The 14103-nt window shown below is 62.1% G+C and carries 16 protein-coding genes; 13 read left to right on the top strand and 3 right to left on the bottom strand.

Annotated features, from left to right (window positions below; genetic code table 11):
- The first annotated feature begins 134 nt into the window (after nt 1-134).
- The 6 genes from rsxB to C515_RS0114100 all read left to right on the top strand — a co-directional run bounded on the left by rsxB (nt 135) and on the right by C515_RS0114100 (nt 6371).
- Nucleotides 135-692, top strand: a complete 558-nt coding sequence (gene rsxB / locus C515_RS0114125; RefSeq protein WP_028456061.1) for an electron transport complex subunit RsxB — start codon at nt 135-137, stop codon at nt 690-692.
- Nucleotides 689-3217 carry an electron transport complex subunit RsxC gene (gene rsxC / locus C515_RS21190; protein ID WP_081686966.1) on the top strand — a complete coding sequence of 843 codons (2529 nt, stop codon included), beginning with the start codon at nt 689-691 and terminating at the stop codon, nt 3215-3217. The genes rsxB and rsxC overlap by 4 nt, the downstream gene beginning before the upstream one ends.
- Nucleotides 3214-3774 (top strand): RBBP9/YdeN family alpha/beta hydrolase, encoded by a 561-nt coding sequence (locus C515_RS21185; RefSeq protein ID WP_051304964.1) that lies wholly within the window; start codon nt 3214-3216, stop codon nt 3772-3774. The genes rsxC and C515_RS21185 overlap by 4 nt, the downstream gene beginning before the upstream one ends.
- Nucleotides 3771-4832: an RnfABCDGE type electron transport complex subunit D gene (locus tag C515_RS0114110; protein ID WP_028456060.1), complete on the top strand. Its 1062-nt coding sequence runs from the start codon at nt 3771-3773 to the stop codon at nt 4830-4832. Before C515_RS21185 ends, C515_RS0114110 begins: the two co-directional genes overlap by 4 nt.
- Nucleotides 4829-5455 carry an electron transport complex subunit RsxG gene (gene rsxG, locus C515_RS0114105; RefSeq protein ID WP_028456059.1) on the top strand — a complete coding sequence of 209 codons (627 nt, stop codon included), beginning with the start codon at nt 4829-4831 and terminating at the stop codon, nt 5453-5455. Before C515_RS0114110 ends, rsxG begins: the two co-directional genes overlap by 4 nt.
- A gap of 202 nt (nt 5456-5657) precedes the next feature.
- Nucleotides 5658-6371, top strand: a complete 714-nt coding sequence (locus C515_RS0114100; RefSeq protein WP_245575040.1) for an electron transport complex subunit E — start codon at nt 5658-5660, stop codon at nt 6369-6371.
- 196 nt (nt 6372-6567) lie between these two features.
- On the opposite strand, the gene C515_RS0114095 is transcribed toward C515_RS0114100, so the two are convergent.
- Nucleotides 6568-7128: a DUF1415 domain-containing protein gene (locus tag C515_RS0114095; protein WP_028456057.1), complete on the bottom strand. Its 561-nt coding sequence runs from the start codon at nt 7126-7128 to the stop codon at nt 6568-6570.
- Nucleotides 7129-7209: 81 nt separating this feature from the next.
- Here C515_RS0114095 and nth point away from each other — a divergent pair, with 81 nt between their 5' ends.
- Complete coding sequence (nth, locus tag C515_RS0114090) at nt 7210-7860, top strand: endonuclease III (RefSeq protein ID WP_028456056.1); 651 nt, start codon at nt 7210-7212, stop codon at nt 7858-7860.
- A gap of 65 nt (nt 7861-7925) precedes the next feature.
- Here nth and C515_RS0114085 read toward each other — a convergent pair whose 3' ends face one another.
- The gene (locus tag C515_RS0114085) at nt 7926-8540 is read right to left on the bottom strand and encodes a TetR/AcrR family transcriptional regulator (protein WP_028456055.1); all 615 of its coding nucleotides are present in this window, start codon (nt 8538-8540) and stop codon (nt 7926-7928) included.
- Nucleotides 8541-8701: 161 nt separating this feature from the next.
- On the opposite strand from C515_RS0114085, the gene C515_RS0114080 reads away from it, so the two are divergent.
- The 3 genes from C515_RS0114080 (at nt 8702) to C515_RS0114070 (ending at nt 11290) form a co-directional block, all read left to right on the top strand.
- A complete protein-coding gene (locus C515_RS0114080; RefSeq protein WP_028456054.1) occupies nt 8702-10039 on the top strand; it encodes a DUF4397 domain-containing protein in 1338 nt (445 codons plus the stop codon).
- A 386-nt stretch (nt 10040-10425) separates the two neighbouring features.
- A complete protein-coding gene (locus C515_RS21180) occupies nt 10426-10725 on the top strand; it encodes a hypothetical protein (protein ID WP_051304963.1) in 300 nt (99 codons plus the stop codon).
- Nucleotides 10712-11290: a DUF4124 domain-containing protein gene (locus C515_RS0114070; protein WP_081686965.1), complete on the top strand. Its 579-nt coding sequence runs from the start codon at nt 10712-10714 to the stop codon at nt 11288-11290. Before C515_RS21180 ends, C515_RS0114070 begins: the two co-directional genes overlap by 14 nt.
- A 72-nt stretch (nt 11291-11362) precedes the next feature.
- Here the strand turns inward: C515_RS0114070 and C515_RS0114065 are convergent, their stop codons facing one another.
- Nucleotides 11363-11710, bottom strand: a complete 348-nt coding sequence (locus C515_RS0114065) for a hypothetical protein (protein ID WP_028456052.1) — start codon at nt 11708-11710, stop codon at nt 11363-11365.
- Between the two features lie 263 nt (nt 11711-11973).
- Here C515_RS0114065 and C515_RS0114060 point away from each other — a divergent pair, with 263 nt between their 5' ends.
- The 3 genes from C515_RS0114060 (at nt 11974) to C515_RS0114050 (ending at nt 13988) form a co-directional block, all read left to right on the top strand.
- Nucleotides 11974-12630 carry a hypothetical protein gene (locus C515_RS0114060; protein WP_028456051.1) on the top strand — a complete coding sequence of 219 codons (657 nt, stop codon included), beginning with the start codon at nt 11974-11976 and terminating at the stop codon, nt 12628-12630.
- 369 nt (nt 12631-12999) lie between these two features.
- Nucleotides 13000-13602: a TetR/AcrR family transcriptional regulator gene (locus tag C515_RS21175; RefSeq protein WP_043649701.1), complete on the top strand. Its 603-nt coding sequence runs from the start codon at nt 13000-13002 to the stop codon at nt 13600-13602.
- 17 nt (nt 13603-13619) lie between these two features.
- Entirely contained in the window at nt 13620-13988 is a 369-nt protein-coding gene (locus C515_RS0114050) for a DUF418 domain-containing protein (protein WP_028456050.1), read from the top strand.
- Nucleotides 13989-14103: the final 115 nt, after the last annotated feature.

Here is a 14103-nt window from a genome sequence, read left to right as displayed (position 1 = left end):
AGGCGTGAGGAGTCAAGCGTGAGGGGTGCGCTCGTTTTTTACCGGGCTTGCACTGGAAATTATTGGGGAGGAGGAGTTAGGTCTGCGGGGTTTACCCCTCACACCTCACACCTCACACCTCACAGGAAATACCAATGAGTTTTCTGCTTGCCGTTGCACTGATGGCCCTGCTGGCCATCCTTCTGGGGGCCGTGCTGGGCTGGGCCGCCATCAAGTACAAGGTTGACGAGGATCCGCTGGTCGACAAGATCGACGCCATCCTGCCGCAGACGCAATGCGGGCAGTGCGGCTATCCGGGCTGCAAGCCCTACGCCACGGCGATTGCCGACGGCGAGGCCGACATCAACCAGTGCCCGCCCGGCGGTGACGACGGCGTGCGCAAGCTCGCCGACCTGCTCGGCGTCGAATTCAAGCCGCTGAATGCGGAAAACGGCGAAGAAAAGCCGAAAAGCGTCGCCATCATCGACGAAAACACCTGCATCGGCTGCACCTTGTGCATCCAGGCCTGCCCGGTCGATGCCATTGTCGGCGCCGCCAAGCACATGCATACCATCATCGAGAGCGAATGCACCGGTTGCGAGCTGTGTCTCGCCCCCTGTCCGGTGGATTGCATCAGCATGGTGACGGTTGGAGAAACCGTGCAATCGTGGAAATGGCGCTACCCCGTGATTCAGCTGAAGGTGACCGCATGAACGCGCCCGCCAAACCGCAGGCCGGGCTGCCGGCCAATACCCAGCCGGTGTACCGCTTCAGCGGTGGCGTGCACCCGCCGGAAATGAAGCACCTGTCGAATCAGACTCCCATTGTTGCCGCGCCGCTGCCGGCCAGGCTGGTTGTGCCGCTGCAGCAGAGCATCGGCAACCGCGCTAAGTGTCTGGTGAATGTTGGCGACGAGGTCAAAAAGGGCCAGCTGCTGGCTGCGGCGGATGGCACGGTGTCGGTTGCCGTGCATGCGCCGACCTCGGGCCGGGTTGTCGCCATCGACGCGCAGGTTGTCGCCCATCCTTCGGGTCTGGCCGAGCTGTGCGTGACGATAGACAGCGACGGGCGCGACGAATGGGGCGAGCGCAGCACGCTCGACTGGCGTTCGCTGCTCGCCAGCGGCGACAGGAGGACGATTCGCGACTACCTGCGCGACATGGGCGTGGTGGGGCTGGGCGGGGCGGTGTTTCCTTCGCACCTCAAGCTTTCCGGTCGCGATGGTCTGGACACACTGGTCATCAACGGCGCCGAGTGCGAGCCCTTCATCACCTGCGACGACCGCCTGATGCGCGAGCGCGCCAGCGATATCGCCGCCGGCATCGCCATCGTCGCGCAGTTGCTCGGCGCACGCCAGGTGCTGGTCGGCATCGAGGACAACAAGCCCGAAGCCGTACTGGCCATGCGCGAGGCGCTGGCCACCAGCGGCCTCGCCAACGCGCATGTCGTGGTCGTGCCGACGCTCTACCCGTCGGGCGGCGCCAAGCAGCTGATCAAGCTCCTGACCAACAAGGAAGTGCCCAGCGGCGTGCGCTCGACCGATCTGGGCGTGCAGTGCTTCAACGTTGCCACCGTTTACACCATCTACCGCGCGCTGGAACACGCCGAGCCGGTCATCAGCCGGATTGTCACGCTGACCGGCAATGTGTCGCGTGCGGGCAATGTCGAAGCGCTGATCGGCACACCGATTGCCGAGCTGCTGAATTTTGCCGGTGATTTGGGTAACTGCGAGGGGTATATCTATGGCGGCCCCATGATGGGCTTCGAGCTGCCCGATACGTCGGTCGGTCTTACCAAGGCGGGCAATTGCGTGATTGCCCGCTCGCCCGCGCATTTCCAGCCCAAGCAGCCGGAAATGCCGTGCATCCGCTGCGGCGAGTGCGCGGTCGCCTGCCCGCAGGAGCTGCAGCCCATGGACCTGTACTGGTTCGCGCGCAGCAAGAATTTCGGCAAGGCGCAAGAATGGAACCTGTTCGACTGCATCGAATGCGGCGCCTGCGCCTACGTGTGCCCGTCGAGCATCCAGCTGGTCGACTATTACCGCTTCGCCAAGTCGGAAATCTGGGCCGCCGAATCGGCCAAGAAGGCCGCCGACCTGGCGCGTCAGCGTCATGAATTCAAGCAGTTCCGCGAAGAGCGCGAGAAGGAAGAAAAGGCCGCCCGCCTGGCCGCGCGCGCCGCGCCCAAGCCGGAAGCCGCCCCCGCGCTGGATGACGACAAGGCCGCCAAGATCAAGGCGGCGATGGAGCGGGCTGCTGCCGCCAAGGCGGGCGCTGGTTCGGCAAACGCCGCCGCCCTCACCCCCAACCCTCTCCCCGAGGGAGAGGGGGACGGTCAGCAGGCTGCGCCTGCCGTCGCTTTGGCGGACGACAAGGCCGCCAAGATTCGCGCCGCCATGGAAGCCGCAGCCGCCAAGAAGGCGGCCAGGGCTGCGGCAGACGCCGGCGGCGCCACGCCGGAGGCCAAGCCGGCCCATGCGCTGGATGAGGAAAAAGCCGCGAAAATCCGTGCCGTGATGGAAGCGGCCAAGGCCCGCAAGGCCGCGGCCGAAGGCGCTGTGACGGAAACTGCTGCCCCTTCCGCGGAGGCCAAGCCCGCCATCGACCCGGAAAAGGCCGCGAAGATACGTGCGGCGATGGAAGCCGCCAAGGCGAAAAAAGAAGGCCGCGCGCCGGCGGAAACCACGCCCGCAGATACACCGGTAGTTGATGCCCCGGCAAGCAAGGGGCAGGAAGGGCTGGCGGTGGATACCCCCGCCAAGCCCGCCATCGATCCGGAAAAGGCCGCGAAGATTCGCGCCGCGATGGAAGCCGCCAAGGCCAGGAAGGAAGGCCGCGCACCGGTGGAAACTCCGCCCGCAGATACCCCGGTAGTGGATGCTCCGGCAAGCAAGGGGCAGGATGGGCTGGCGGCAGATACCCCGGTTGCTGCGCCTGCAGAGCCAGCCACCAAGCCGGCGCTTGATCCGGAAAAGGCCGCGAAAATCCGCGCCGCGATGGAGGCCGCCAAGGCCAGGAAGGAAGGTCGCGCACCGGTGGAAACCCCACCCGCAGATACCCCGGTAGTGGATGCTCCGGCAAGCAAGGGGCAGGAAGGGCTGGCGGCAGATACCCCGGTTGCTGCGCCTGCCGAAACACCGGCCAAGCCCGCCATTGATCCGGACAAGGCCGCGAAGATTCGCGCCGCCATGGAAGCCGCCAAGGCCCGCAAGGCCGCCAAAGAAGGCGGTGACGCATGAGCGTGCTGATCCTGCCCGGCTATTTCGGCTCGGGGCCCGCCCACTGGCAAAGCCGCTGGCAGGCGCTGCATCCCGGCTTGCAGCGCGTTGAACAGCGCGACTGGCAGCAACCCGATTGCGCCGAGTGGATGGCCGTGCTCGATGCCGCGGTGCAGAAGGCGGATGGGCCGGTGTGGCTGGTGGCGCACAGCCTGGGCTGCCTGCTGGTGGCGCACTGGGCCGCGCAGCACGATAGCGGCAAGGTCGCCGGCGCACTGCTGGTCGCGCCGCCGAACCCGTGGCGCGCCGGCTATCCGGCGGCCTGCATGAGCTTTGCCACGCTGGAGCTGGCGCAACTGCCGTTTGCCAGCGTGGTGGTGGCCAGCCGCAACGATCCGTATGCCGCCTTCGACTTCGCCGACACGGCCGCCGCCGCCTGGGGCGCACGGCTGGTCGATGCGGGCGAGGCGGGGCATATCAATGCCGAATCGAATCTGGGTGACTGGCCGCAGGGCTGGGCGCTTCTGGAGGACTTGCAACAGAGCGCAAGCCTTGACCCGCTGATGGACCAACGATGAATACTTCTCCGTTTTTCGTGAAGCCGACGCCGCTGCAGGTGGTGATGCTCAAGGTGGCCGCCGCCTTGCTGCCGGCGATTGCCGTCTATGTGCACGTGTTCGGCGTCGGCATTCTGCTGCAACTGCTGCTGGCCACCGTCACCGCGCTGGCGACCGAAGCCGGCTGTCTCAAGCTGCGCAAGTATCCGCTCAAGCCTTTTCTGAGCGATGGCTCGGCCATCGTCACCGCCTGGCTGCTGGCGCTGTCCATGCCGCCGCTGGGTGGCTGGTGGATGGTGGTGCTGGCGACCTTTATCGCCATTGCGGTGGGCAAGCATCTTTACGGTGGCCTCGGGCAGAATCCCTTCAACCCGGCGATGATCGGCTTTGCGGTGATGATCGTGTCGTTTCCCGCGCAGATGTCGCGCTGGGCAGCGCCGCTGGCCTTGCCGGGTGTCGATCTCGATGCGGCGGCCCAGATCGCCTACATCTTTACCGGCAGCCTGCCGGCCGGGCTCAGCTTTGACGCGATTGCTTCAGCGACGCCGCTTGATATGGTGAAGACCGCGCTGATCCAGCATGGCCATCTCGGCGATGTGCTGTCCGGCGCGCTGTTTGCCACGGGCGGCTGGCTGCCCAGCCAGATGGGCTGGATTGCGCTCGCCTATCTGGTGGGCGGCCTCTATCTGCTGGCCAGCCGCATCATCCCCTGGCAAACCCCGCTGGCCTTTCTGGCGGGCCTTGGCGTGCTGGCTGGCGCCATGCATCTGTACGACCCAGGCCATTACACCTCGCCCGTTTTCCATTTGTTTGGCGGTGCGGCCATGCTGGCGGCCTTTTTCATCGTCACCGACCCGGTTTCCGGCCCGACCACGCCGCGCGGGCGGCTGATCTTTGGCGCCAGCATCGGCGTGCTCACCTACTGCATCCGCGTGTTTGGCGGCTACCCCGACGGCGTGGCCTTTGCCGTGATCATCATGAATATTGCCGCACCCTTTATCGACCAGTACACGCAGCCGAAAGTCTTTGGCCGCAAGGCCAAACAGAACGATAGCCGCAAGAAGGGGGCGAAAGCATGAAGACCATGCTGAAAAACAGCACGCGCGGCGCGCTGACCCTGCTGGTGTTTGCCGTGGTGTTCACCGCGCTGATGGCCGGCACCTATGCCGTCACGCGCGACATCGTGCAAAGGAACGAACTGGCGGCCAAAACCGCCCAGCTGGCGCAGGTCTTGCCGGCGGGCAGCTATGACAACGAGCTGCTGGCCGCCGCGCAGACGCTGGCTGCCGCAGACTGCCAGCGCCTCAATGTCGAGGCGGGCTGCCAGCTTTATCTTGCGCAAAAGCAGGGCCGGGCGGTGGCCGCCGTGGTTGAGACCGTCGCCCCCGATGGCTATTCCGGCAAGATCAGATTGCTCGTCGGCGTGAATCGCGACGGTGTCGTGCAGGGCGTGCGCGTGATCGCGCACAAGGAAACGCCGGGTCTGGGTGATTACATCGACGCGGCCAAATCGGCGTGGAGCGAACAGTTTTCGGGGAAAAGCCTGTCCGATCCTCTGGATGCCGGCTGGAAGGTGAAAAAGGATGGCGGCCAGTTTGATTACCTCGCCGGCGCGACCATCAGCCCGCGCGCGGTGGTCAAGGCTGTGCACAATGTGCTGGGTTTCGTGAACGCACAGCACGCCAGCCTGTTCGGGCAATAACACCGGATCAGGCAGGTCGCGAAGAAAAAGCAAAACCCAACGCAGAGGCGCAGAGGCGCAGAGAAAACCGGTTTGAATTACTTCTCCATGCTGACTGGCAACCAATTAATTTCTCTGTTTTTCCTCCGCGTCTCTGCGCCTCTGCGTTGAAGGTTTTTGAATTTTTTGCCTTTATCCGCAAGTGCGGGGGCAGGAGCAAATTATGAGCATCATGAGCTGGGCCGAAGCCCGCGACATCATCCGCAACAGCATCTGGAAGCAGAATGCCGGTCTTGTGCAGATTCTCGGCCTGTGTCCGGTGCTGGTCATGTCGTCGAACATCGTCAACGGCGTGTCGCTGGGCCTGGCCACCAGTCTGGTGATGCTGGTGTCGGGCGCGGCGGTGGCCGCGGTGCGCGAATTCATCCCGAATGAACTGCGCAGCCCGATTTTCATCCTGATCATCGCCGCGCTGGTGACGATGGTCGATCTGCTGATGAATTCCTACGTGCACGACCTGTATGTGGTGCTGGGGATCTTCATCCCGCTGATCACCACCAACTGCATCGTGCTGGCGCGCGCCGAGGCCTATGCCTCGAAAAACGGCGTCGCGCATTCGGCGCTCGACGGTTTTTTCATGGGGCTGGGCCTGACTGTCGTGCTGGCCATCCTTGGCGCCGGTCGCGAGCTGCTGGGCAAGGGCACGCTCTTGTCCGGCATCGATCTGGTCTTTGGCCCGGCGGCGAAAAGCTGGGTGATTCACGTGATTCCGGCCGAGTGGAACTACCAGTTCCTGCTGGCCATCCTGCCGCCCGGCGCCTTCATCGGTCTGGGTTTCCTGATCGCCGGCAAGCTGGCGCTCGATCGCCGCGCCGAGGCGAAGGCCAGACTGGCGGCGCCACAAGATGCCACGCTGCCCGAGAAACAGGCGGCCTGAACGCCTGCAACTGGCATCCGGTCAGCCCCCGCCGCCTGATCGGAAAGATTGTCCGGAATGGCCCGGAAAGCATTAACGGCAGAGTGACAAAGGCAAGACAGGCCCGGCGAAACAGGACGATCCAGTTTCTCCGCAAGACAGCGGTTTTCTCTGTGCCGCTGTGTCCCTGTGGTGGATTTTGGGAACGGCAGGCCTGCTACGTGCTTCCCGCCTTCGATTCGCCAAGGCCCAGCGCCAGCCAGCCGGCTATACCCAGCTTCTGCAGCGTTGCGATATTGCGGCCGTAAATGGCTTCGGGGTCGGGGAAGGCGGCGACGGCGCGCGCTATGCTGGCTTCGCGCAGCAGATGCAGCGTCGGGTAGGGCGCGCGGTTGGTGTAGTTGCCGATGTCGTCGGCCTCGGTGCCGTCGAACTGATAATCCGGGTGAAAGCTGGCGATCTGCAGGATGCCTTCCAGCTCGTGCTCGACCAGCACCTCGTCGGCAATCGCCAGCAGGTCGGTGAATTCGGCGAAGTCGCCAAACAGCGTCGGGTGTATCAAGAGGGTGGTGTCGATCTGGTCCGGATCGGCGGCGACCAGCAAGGCCAGTTCGCGATCCAGTTCCTCAAGAAAGGCGTCGAGATGACGCGCGGAGGACACCACGATGCGCACCTGGTTTTTCACATAAACCGCCTTGGCGAAGGGGCAGAGATTCAGGCCGATCACGGCCTGTTCGAGCCAGTGGCGGGTTTGCTGGATGACGTCGTCGTGTGACATGGCAGGTGATCGCAAGGAAGCAAGCCCGCTACTTTACTATGTAATCGCGCCGTGGTTTGCGACGGCAAGGAGGCTCAGACGATGAACAAGGAAACCCGCCGCATTTTCTACGCCCGGCTGGCCGAACTCGACCCGAATCCGACCACCGAGCTGAATTACAGCACGCCCTTCGAGTTGCTGACGGCCGTGCTGCTCTCGGCACAGGCAACCGATGTCGGCGTGAACAAGGCGACCGCGAAACTGTTTCCGGTGGCGAACACGCCCGCCGCGATTCTGGCGCTGGGGCAGGAAGGGCTGGAGTCCTATATCGCCACCATCGGGCTCTACCGCAGCAAGGCGAAGCACCTGCTGGAAACCTGCCGCATCCTGATCGAGCTGCACGACGGCGAGGTGCCGCGTGATCGCGATAGCCTGGAGGCGCTGCCCGGCGTGGGGCGCAAGACGGCGAACGTGGTGCTCAATACGGCGTTCGGAATACCTACCATCGCGGTCGATACCCACATCTTCCGCCTGGGCAACCGTACGGGGCTGGCGCCCGGCAAGGATGTGCGCGCGGTGGAAGACAAGCTGCTGAAAGTCACCCCGCCCGAATATCTGCTCAATGCACACCACTGGCTGATCCTGCATGGCCGCTATGTGTGCAAGGCCAGAAAGCCCGAGTGCTGGCGCTGCGTGGTCAACGACGTGTGCGACTACAAGTCCAAGCAGCTGACGCCGCCACCAGGGCGCTGATTGGCGTCTTGCCGGGTATGTCTGTGTAGCCCTTTATGCCAAAGGGTTGTGTGCGCATACCTGTGTTATTTTGTGGCGAGCATGCCCTGAAAGCTGACATCCAGCATGTAGCGCACGATGTCCTCGTCGCCCATCTTGCTGTACAGGCGCAGATACTCCACGGTCGGGTCGCAGCTGCGTGCGTAATAGCTGAACAGGATGACATCGTCGGGCAGGTCGGCGCGCAGCTCGCCGGCCGCTTTCGCCTGGCGCACGCGTTTTTCCAGCTGGCTGTTGAGCTTGATGACCTTGCCGACATACAGCAGGTTTTTCATCAGCATTTCGCGCACATGGGCGCTGGTCGAGGGCAGGAAGGGCAGGCCACCGCCCAGGCGCACGCGCAGCGCCCATTCCAGCAAGGCCTGCAGTTGCTGCAGGGCACTGAGCCCGGCATCCAGGCTGGCCAGTTGCGCGCCGGCCTCGTCGATCAGCCGCGTCATGACCGCGCCCACCAGTTCTTCCTTCGACTTGAAGTGCTTGTAAAGGCTGGGCTTGGAGATGCCCACCTCGGCGGCGATGTCGTCGATGGTCATCAGGTCAAAGCCCTTGACGGCCAGGATGCGCGTGGTGGCGTCGAGGATGGCGTCCTCGCGCAGCCTGAAAGCCTGATCCTTGAAACTCAGCTTGCTTAAAATACTCATTGGTAATTCCGTTTACTATGTAGTAGCATTTTATCTGCGTTGGTAAATTGTACCTCCGCAGATTGCCGATTCCCAGTTTTTTTGCCCCGTGGCCCGCTGCCGCGCTCGGCAAGACACTGCCGGGATTCTTTCCTGCCTGTTGATTTGCTGGAGATTGAATCATGAACACACTGATGACACGCCTGCTGCGCGGCCTGCTGGTGGCTGCCGGCGCCCTGGCGCTGGCCGCCTGTGGTGGTGGCAGCGGCGATGAGCCTGCCAAGCCCGAAAGCAAGGCCTATGTGCGCGTGGTGCATGCGTCTGCCGATGCGCCCAATGTCGATGTCTATGCCAATGATGCCAGGGTATTGAGCAATGTACCCTACAAGGCTGCCAGCGGTCTTTTGGCCGTGCCGACCGGCACGCTGCCGCTGAAGGTGACCGTGGCCGGCACGATGACCGAAGTGCCCAGCTTTACCAATGCCTTGCCGATGCTGGAAAACGGCAAGGTCTATACCGTGTTCGCCATCAATCCGCTCGCCAGCATCAAGCCGTTGCTGCTGGTTGAAGATCTGTCCACGCCGGAAGCGGGCAAGCTCAAGGTGCGCGTGGCGCATGTCGCTGCCGCGACCGGCAATGTCGACGTGTATGTCAGCGCGCCGGGGGCCGATCTGGCCACGACCGCTCCGACGCTGGCCAATGTGCCCTATGCGGCCGTTTCCGATGTGCTGCAGATTCCCGGCGGCGATTACCGCATCCGCATCACGGTGGCCGGCAGCAAGGCCGTCGCCTTCGATTCCGGCACCGTGCCGCTGGCGGCCGGCAGCGACCTTGTGGTGGCTGCGGTTGATCAAAAGGCCGGCACGTCGCCGGTTTCCCTGCTGGTGCTGAGTCGCGACGCAGCAGCGCCGGTCGCCGAAGTGAAGGACAGTCGCGCCGCCGTGCGCGCCATCCATGCCAGCCCGGATGCCCCGGCTGTCGATGTGGTCGCCTCGGGCAGCGTGTTGTTCCCGAACGTGAGTTTCTTTGCCGCGTCGGCCTATGCCAATGTCCCTGCCGCCAGTTATGACGTCGCGCTGAATCTCGCCGGCACAGCCACCAGCGCGCTCAGCCAGAACCTGGCCGTGGCTGCCGGCAAGCACTATAGCGTCTTTGCCGTGGGGCTGGCCGCCGGTACACCTGCGCTGCAGTATCTGGTTGCAGAAGATGATCGCATGGCGCCGGCCAGCGGCAAGGCCAAGGTGCGCGTGGTGCATGCCAGCCCGGATGCGCCCGCTGTCGACGTGGCCGCCAATGGCAGCAATGTGCTGACCAATGTCGCCTTCCCGGCGGTCTCCGCCTATCTGGAAGTGCCCGCCGGTGCCTACACCTTTGACGTGAAACCGGCTGGCAGCGCCTCGGTGGTCAAGTCAGCCACTGTGACGCTGGAGGCAGGCAAGATCTATACCGTGGTGGCCCGTGGCCTCCTGGCCGGCAGCAATGCCCAGGCATTCACGCTGAGTGTGCTTAACGACAACTGATCGCCAAATGACTGGCCCGACCCGGGCCTGCCGGCACGACTGGCGGTTTCCGCACCCCGTACGGATCCACCAGTGCAGGGCACAAGACAAACGGACAGCCTGGCTGTCCGTTTGTCTTGTGCCCTGTACCTGCCAGTGGGGTGGATATTTCACCCAGTCTGCCGACCGGCCGGCATGGCCAGCGAAGCATCCAGACACCTTTCTGCATGCCAAGCTGTGGCAAACCTTGCCAATTTTGCTCCCTGTGCGGTGCTGCTGCTGCATTCGGCTTGGCTCAGGGCTGGCCAGCGGGGATAATCCCCCCAATGTTGCATGGGGTGTAAGCAATTGGCTGCCTGTGCTCGCCGCGCCGCGTTGGCCTGGCAAATCAGACAAGGGAGAGTGAGATGTGGCCATTTGATCAGCCCGAAAACTGCGCGACCATCGTGTCCCGCAGCATCATCGAGGGCAAGCGGCCGATCCTGCTGGTCGCGCATGATGACGATGACCATGGCTGGCAATTTCTGGATGGCGTCAGCGAAGAGCTTGACGATCTGGCCATTATTGCCCTGCACCACATCCTTGATTTCGACCCGGAGATGGCCGAGCTGGCCAGTCTTGAATCCGGTTTTGAAGCGTCGCGCAGCGCGCCGGGGGCGCCATGGGTGATCGTCAGATCCCCTGTTGCTGCCGATGACGCGGCGTGAAGGCCGTCAGGTGAGCGCCGTACAGCGGCACAAAAAGCGCCTGGCTGCCCCGAGGGGGCATGACCGAACAGCAAATAAAACAGAACATGATTTGGATTTACGGGAGGAAATGACAATGAAAAAACGCATCGAACTGGCCCTGCTGCTTGCAGGCTTGACGCTGTCCACTGTGGCCAGTGCCGGGGTCTTCAAGTGCACCGATGCCAGTGGCAAGGTGAGCTATCAGGAGCAGCCCTGCCCGAAAAACAACGCCAGCGCCGAACTGAAAACGGGTGGCGGCAAACGCGCGATGTCGGCCGAAGACAAGGCCTGGCAGGAACAGGGCAGGGCGCAGTCGACGTCGGATTGCATCCGGGTCGTGAATGCGCGCATTGGCGCCGATTACGAACTGTTCAAGGGGGTCACGGCTGGCCGCATGTGCGAATGCACGGTCGCAAAACTGTTTGCCAACAACCCGGTTGCGAAAATCCGGGCGGCAGAAGAAAGCCGGGACCGGGAGGCCATGCAGCAAATGATGCTGCCCGCGATAGGTGATTGCACCAAGGAGCTGACCGGCAAGTCCTGAACCATACCAAAGCCGTCGGTGCGCTCAAACACGAGCACGCCGGCGGTATGCCAGCCCGTTGCGCGGAAGTGCTTATACGATGCGCGGGCAGGTCAGGGAAATGCGGTTGAATTTGCCATCGACCAGGTAATCGACGTAGCCGATCATTTGCTGGCCGTTGAATTCGGCAGAGAACTCCCCGTTGGCATTGGTGCGGCCGCTGAGCTGGTTGCCGGACCAGTTGCCAATTGCGTAGGACCAGGATTGGTCAAGACTCAACAGCGCCAGGTAGCCGGTGTTGTTGCCCGTGTTGAGGGTCACGTAACCCTGCTCATAACCGAAATTGCAGTAATAGATGCCATCGTTGGGATTGGCTGCTTGGGCGGCATTGGCAAGACCGAGACCGGTGAACAGGCAGGCGAAAGCAAGCAGTTTTTTCATTTTGAGCCTTGTGCGGTTTGTGGTTAAAGGCTTTCTTTATCATTTCATGGGTGTTGCTTGAAGGTGAAGTTTGAGGTATTCCATATCCGGATGCCGCTTTTACGGTTTTTATGATGCAGCCATGCAACACTTGGGACACCCTTGGCCGAGTGGCTGCATCCACGCGTGTTTAGCTGAATGAATTTTCCCTGCTGCTTTGCCAGCAAGCCTGGGCCCTGGCAAACAGTGCCGGCGCCAGGCATTTCGCCAAGTTCGGAGCTGATATGACGTATTTAAGTGAAGAGTCGCAGGCCATCCTGCAACGTTACCAACTGACATCAGGGCAGGTGCTGGGCTGGGTCAGCCAGCACCTAGGCGAGCCCAAAACGATTTTTGACGCCATGCAGGCATTCGCCATTGGTCCGAAAGCCTTGTCCGAAATGCTCAGCGACGCAGGGCTTCCGGTATCCAGGTCGCAGGTCGTCGACTTTTTCGCAGGTGCAGGGCTGGCGGTGGACGGACTGGATAAGGCTATTGGCAACGGCGAACATAATCTGATCGCCGATCTGAAGGCGTCTTATGAAGAACATGGTGCGATGATCGTTGTACGCAAGGATTTGTATTCACTGAAATACGATTTCAGTGATGGGCCGCATACCCTGTTTGTCGATAGTGCCAATGTCGGGAGCTACACGTCGGTGTTTACCGAGCGGCCATTTTTGGCGGGCAATACCACCACGATCACTGGATTCGGTGCGGATGACACCATAACGTTCCACTCGAAAAATGTGCTGGTGGTCGATTCTCCCGACGGTGCGATCATTGTTTCTGTCTCGGGTGACGGCTTCAACCACGGCATCACGGTGCTGGGTGTCCATCCGCAAAGCGCGTCACTGGCCGGCTTTAATGATTTGCCAGTCGGGGATCTGATTCTGTCCTGAGTCGGGCGTTGATCTGCCGCATTCATTCTCAGCCATGCAAACACAAACTTTGCTTGGCCCCGTCCGTCTGGGCTGGGCCATGTCACATCAGGCACCCAGCTGAACCTGCTGACTACTGACAGCCAGGAAGTTGGTGTGGGTATATTGCTGTGGGCTTTTTTTTTGCAAGGGCCTTGCAGAGAAACATTTGCGGGTATCTGCCCTGGCAGCCTTGCTGCCCAGCCATTTTCCAGCGTCACGGCGTTGTGCTCGAGCAGCCCTGCGCGTGTTCTGCCGTGCCCAGTGCTTCGATGGTTTCCCGTCTTTCCCGTTTGCAAGAACAGGTCAAGTGTGTAACTATTAATAGATCGACTGGTTGATCTATTAACTATGCGCCCCATCAATCCGGAACGGCAAGCCGAACGTCGCCAGCACATCCTGGCTGCCGCGCTGCGCTGCTTTGCGCAGAAGGGCTTTCACAAGACGCGCACGGCGGATATTTGCGCCGAGGCCGGCATGAGTCCCGGCAACCTGTTTCATTATTTTGCCAGCAAGGAGGCCCTGATCATTGCCCTGGTCGAGGCTGATCAGGCCGAGACCAGTGCGCGCTTTGCCAGGGCAACGCAAGCCGAGCAGGGTTGGCAAGCGCTGCTGGCTTTACTGGACTACCACCTGGGCCTGTGTGCCGAACCTGTCTACGTCCAGTTGACACTGGACGTGATCGGGGAGGCCGTACGCAATCCAGCCTTGATGGCCTGCGTACAGCGCAGCGAAGCCGAGCGGCGTGAATGTCTGGCACGCTTGTTCGAGCGTCATGCGCAGAGGGGCGCTTTCCAGCTCAGCAGCCCGCCCGGCCAGGTTGCGGACTGGTTTCTGCTGCTGCTCGACGGTGTGCTTGGGCGCGCCATGGTGGAGGCTGATTTCATCCCGGCGCGCTATCGCGCTGACTTGCTGGCTGCTTTGCAGTTGCAGGTGCGGCCACTTACTCCTTAACCCAGGATATAACCTGCATGAACAACGCGATTCCAATTCGGGAAAACCACGTCGATGCGCTGCGAGGCTTCGCTTTGCTTGGCATCGTCATCGTCAATAGTGGCGCCATGGCTTCAGCCTGGTACGGCAGTGGCGCGATGGATCCGGCTTTTTCCGCACCACTGGATCAGTGGGTACGCGGGCTGATTGCTGCCCTGTTTGAAACCAAGTTCTACCTGCTGTTTTCCTTCCTGTTCGGCTACAGCTTCACCCTGCAAATGGCGTCCGCCGCGCGTGAGGGGGCCGATTTCATGCCCCGTTTCCTGCGCCGCCTGGCCGGGCTTGCGGTATTCGGCCTCGTGCACGCCGTGTTCTTGTTTCAGGGCGATATTCTGTTTCCTGATTAGCAAGACTCCTCAGCTTACAGATTTTTGCTGAACTATGCTGAAAGCAGAACCCAAGCAGGAGAGCAATCATGTCCATGAATCTCGTGCAATTTCAGCGCGGCCTCTCGCTACCGGA

Source organism: Chitinilyticum litopenaei DSM 21440 (assembly GCF_000428145.1).
In the GTDB taxonomy this organism is placed as follows: domain Bacteria; phylum Pseudomonadota; class Gammaproteobacteria; order Burkholderiales; family Chitinibacteraceae; genus Chitinilyticum; species Chitinilyticum litopenaei.
The sequence above is the reverse complement of the archived record's forward strand: the minus strand, read 5'-3'. Positions and strand labels throughout refer to the sequence as shown.

Excerpts from the sequence above, each read along its gene's own strand:
- rsxB (WP_028456061.1), top strand. The coding sequence starts at position 135 with ATGAGTTTTCTGCTTGCCGTTGCACTGATGGCCCTGCTGGCCATCCTT.
- rsxC (WP_081686966.1), top strand. The coding sequence starts at position 689 with ATGAACGCGCCCGCCAAACCGCAGGCCGGGCTGCCGGCCAATACCCAG.
- C515_RS21185 (WP_051304964.1), top strand. The coding sequence starts at position 3,214 with ATGAGCGTGCTGATCCTGCCCGGCTATTTCGGCTCGGGGCCCGCCCAC.
- C515_RS0114110 (WP_028456060.1), top strand. The coding sequence starts at position 3,771 with ATGAATACTTCTCCGTTTTTCGTGAAGCCGACGCCGCTGCAGGTGGTG.
- rsxG (WP_028456059.1), top strand. The coding sequence starts at position 4,829 with ATGAAGACCATGCTGAAAAACAGCACGCGCGGCGCGCTGACCCTGCTG.
- C515_RS0114100 (WP_245575040.1), top strand. The coding sequence starts at position 5,658 with ATGAGCATCATGAGCTGGGCCGAAGCCCGCGACATCATCCGCAACAGC.
- C515_RS0114095 (WP_028456057.1), bottom strand. The coding sequence starts at position 7,128 with ATGTCACACGACGACGTCATCCAGCAAACCCGCCACTGGCTCGAACAG.
- nth (WP_028456056.1), top strand. The coding sequence starts at position 7,210 with ATGAACAAGGAAACCCGCCGCATTTTCTACGCCCGGCTGGCCGAACTC.
- C515_RS0114085 (WP_028456055.1), bottom strand. The coding sequence starts at position 8,540 with ATGAGTATTTTAAGCAAGCTGAGTTTCAAGGATCAGGCTTTCAGGCTG.
- C515_RS0114080 (WP_028456054.1), top strand. The coding sequence starts at position 8,702 with ATGAACACACTGATGACACGCCTGCTGCGCGGCCTGCTGGTGGCTGCC.
- C515_RS21180 (WP_051304963.1), top strand. The coding sequence starts at position 10,426 with ATGTGGCCATTTGATCAGCCCGAAAACTGCGCGACCATCGTGTCCCGC.
- C515_RS0114070 (WP_081686965.1), top strand. The coding sequence starts at position 10,712 with ATGACGCGGCGTGAAGGCCGTCAGGTGAGCGCCGTACAGCGGCACAAA.
- C515_RS0114065 (WP_028456052.1), bottom strand. The coding sequence starts at position 11,710 with ATGAAAAAACTGCTTGCTTTCGCCTGCCTGTTCACCGGTCTCGGTCTT.
- C515_RS0114060 (WP_028456051.1), top strand. The coding sequence starts at position 11,974 with ATGACGTATTTAAGTGAAGAGTCGCAGGCCATCCTGCAACGTTACCAA.
- C515_RS21175 (WP_043649701.1), top strand. The coding sequence starts at position 13,000 with ATGCGCCCCATCAATCCGGAACGGCAAGCCGAACGTCGCCAGCACATC.
- C515_RS0114050 (WP_028456050.1), top strand. The coding sequence starts at position 13,620 with ATGAACAACGCGATTCCAATTCGGGAAAACCACGTCGATGCGCTGCGA.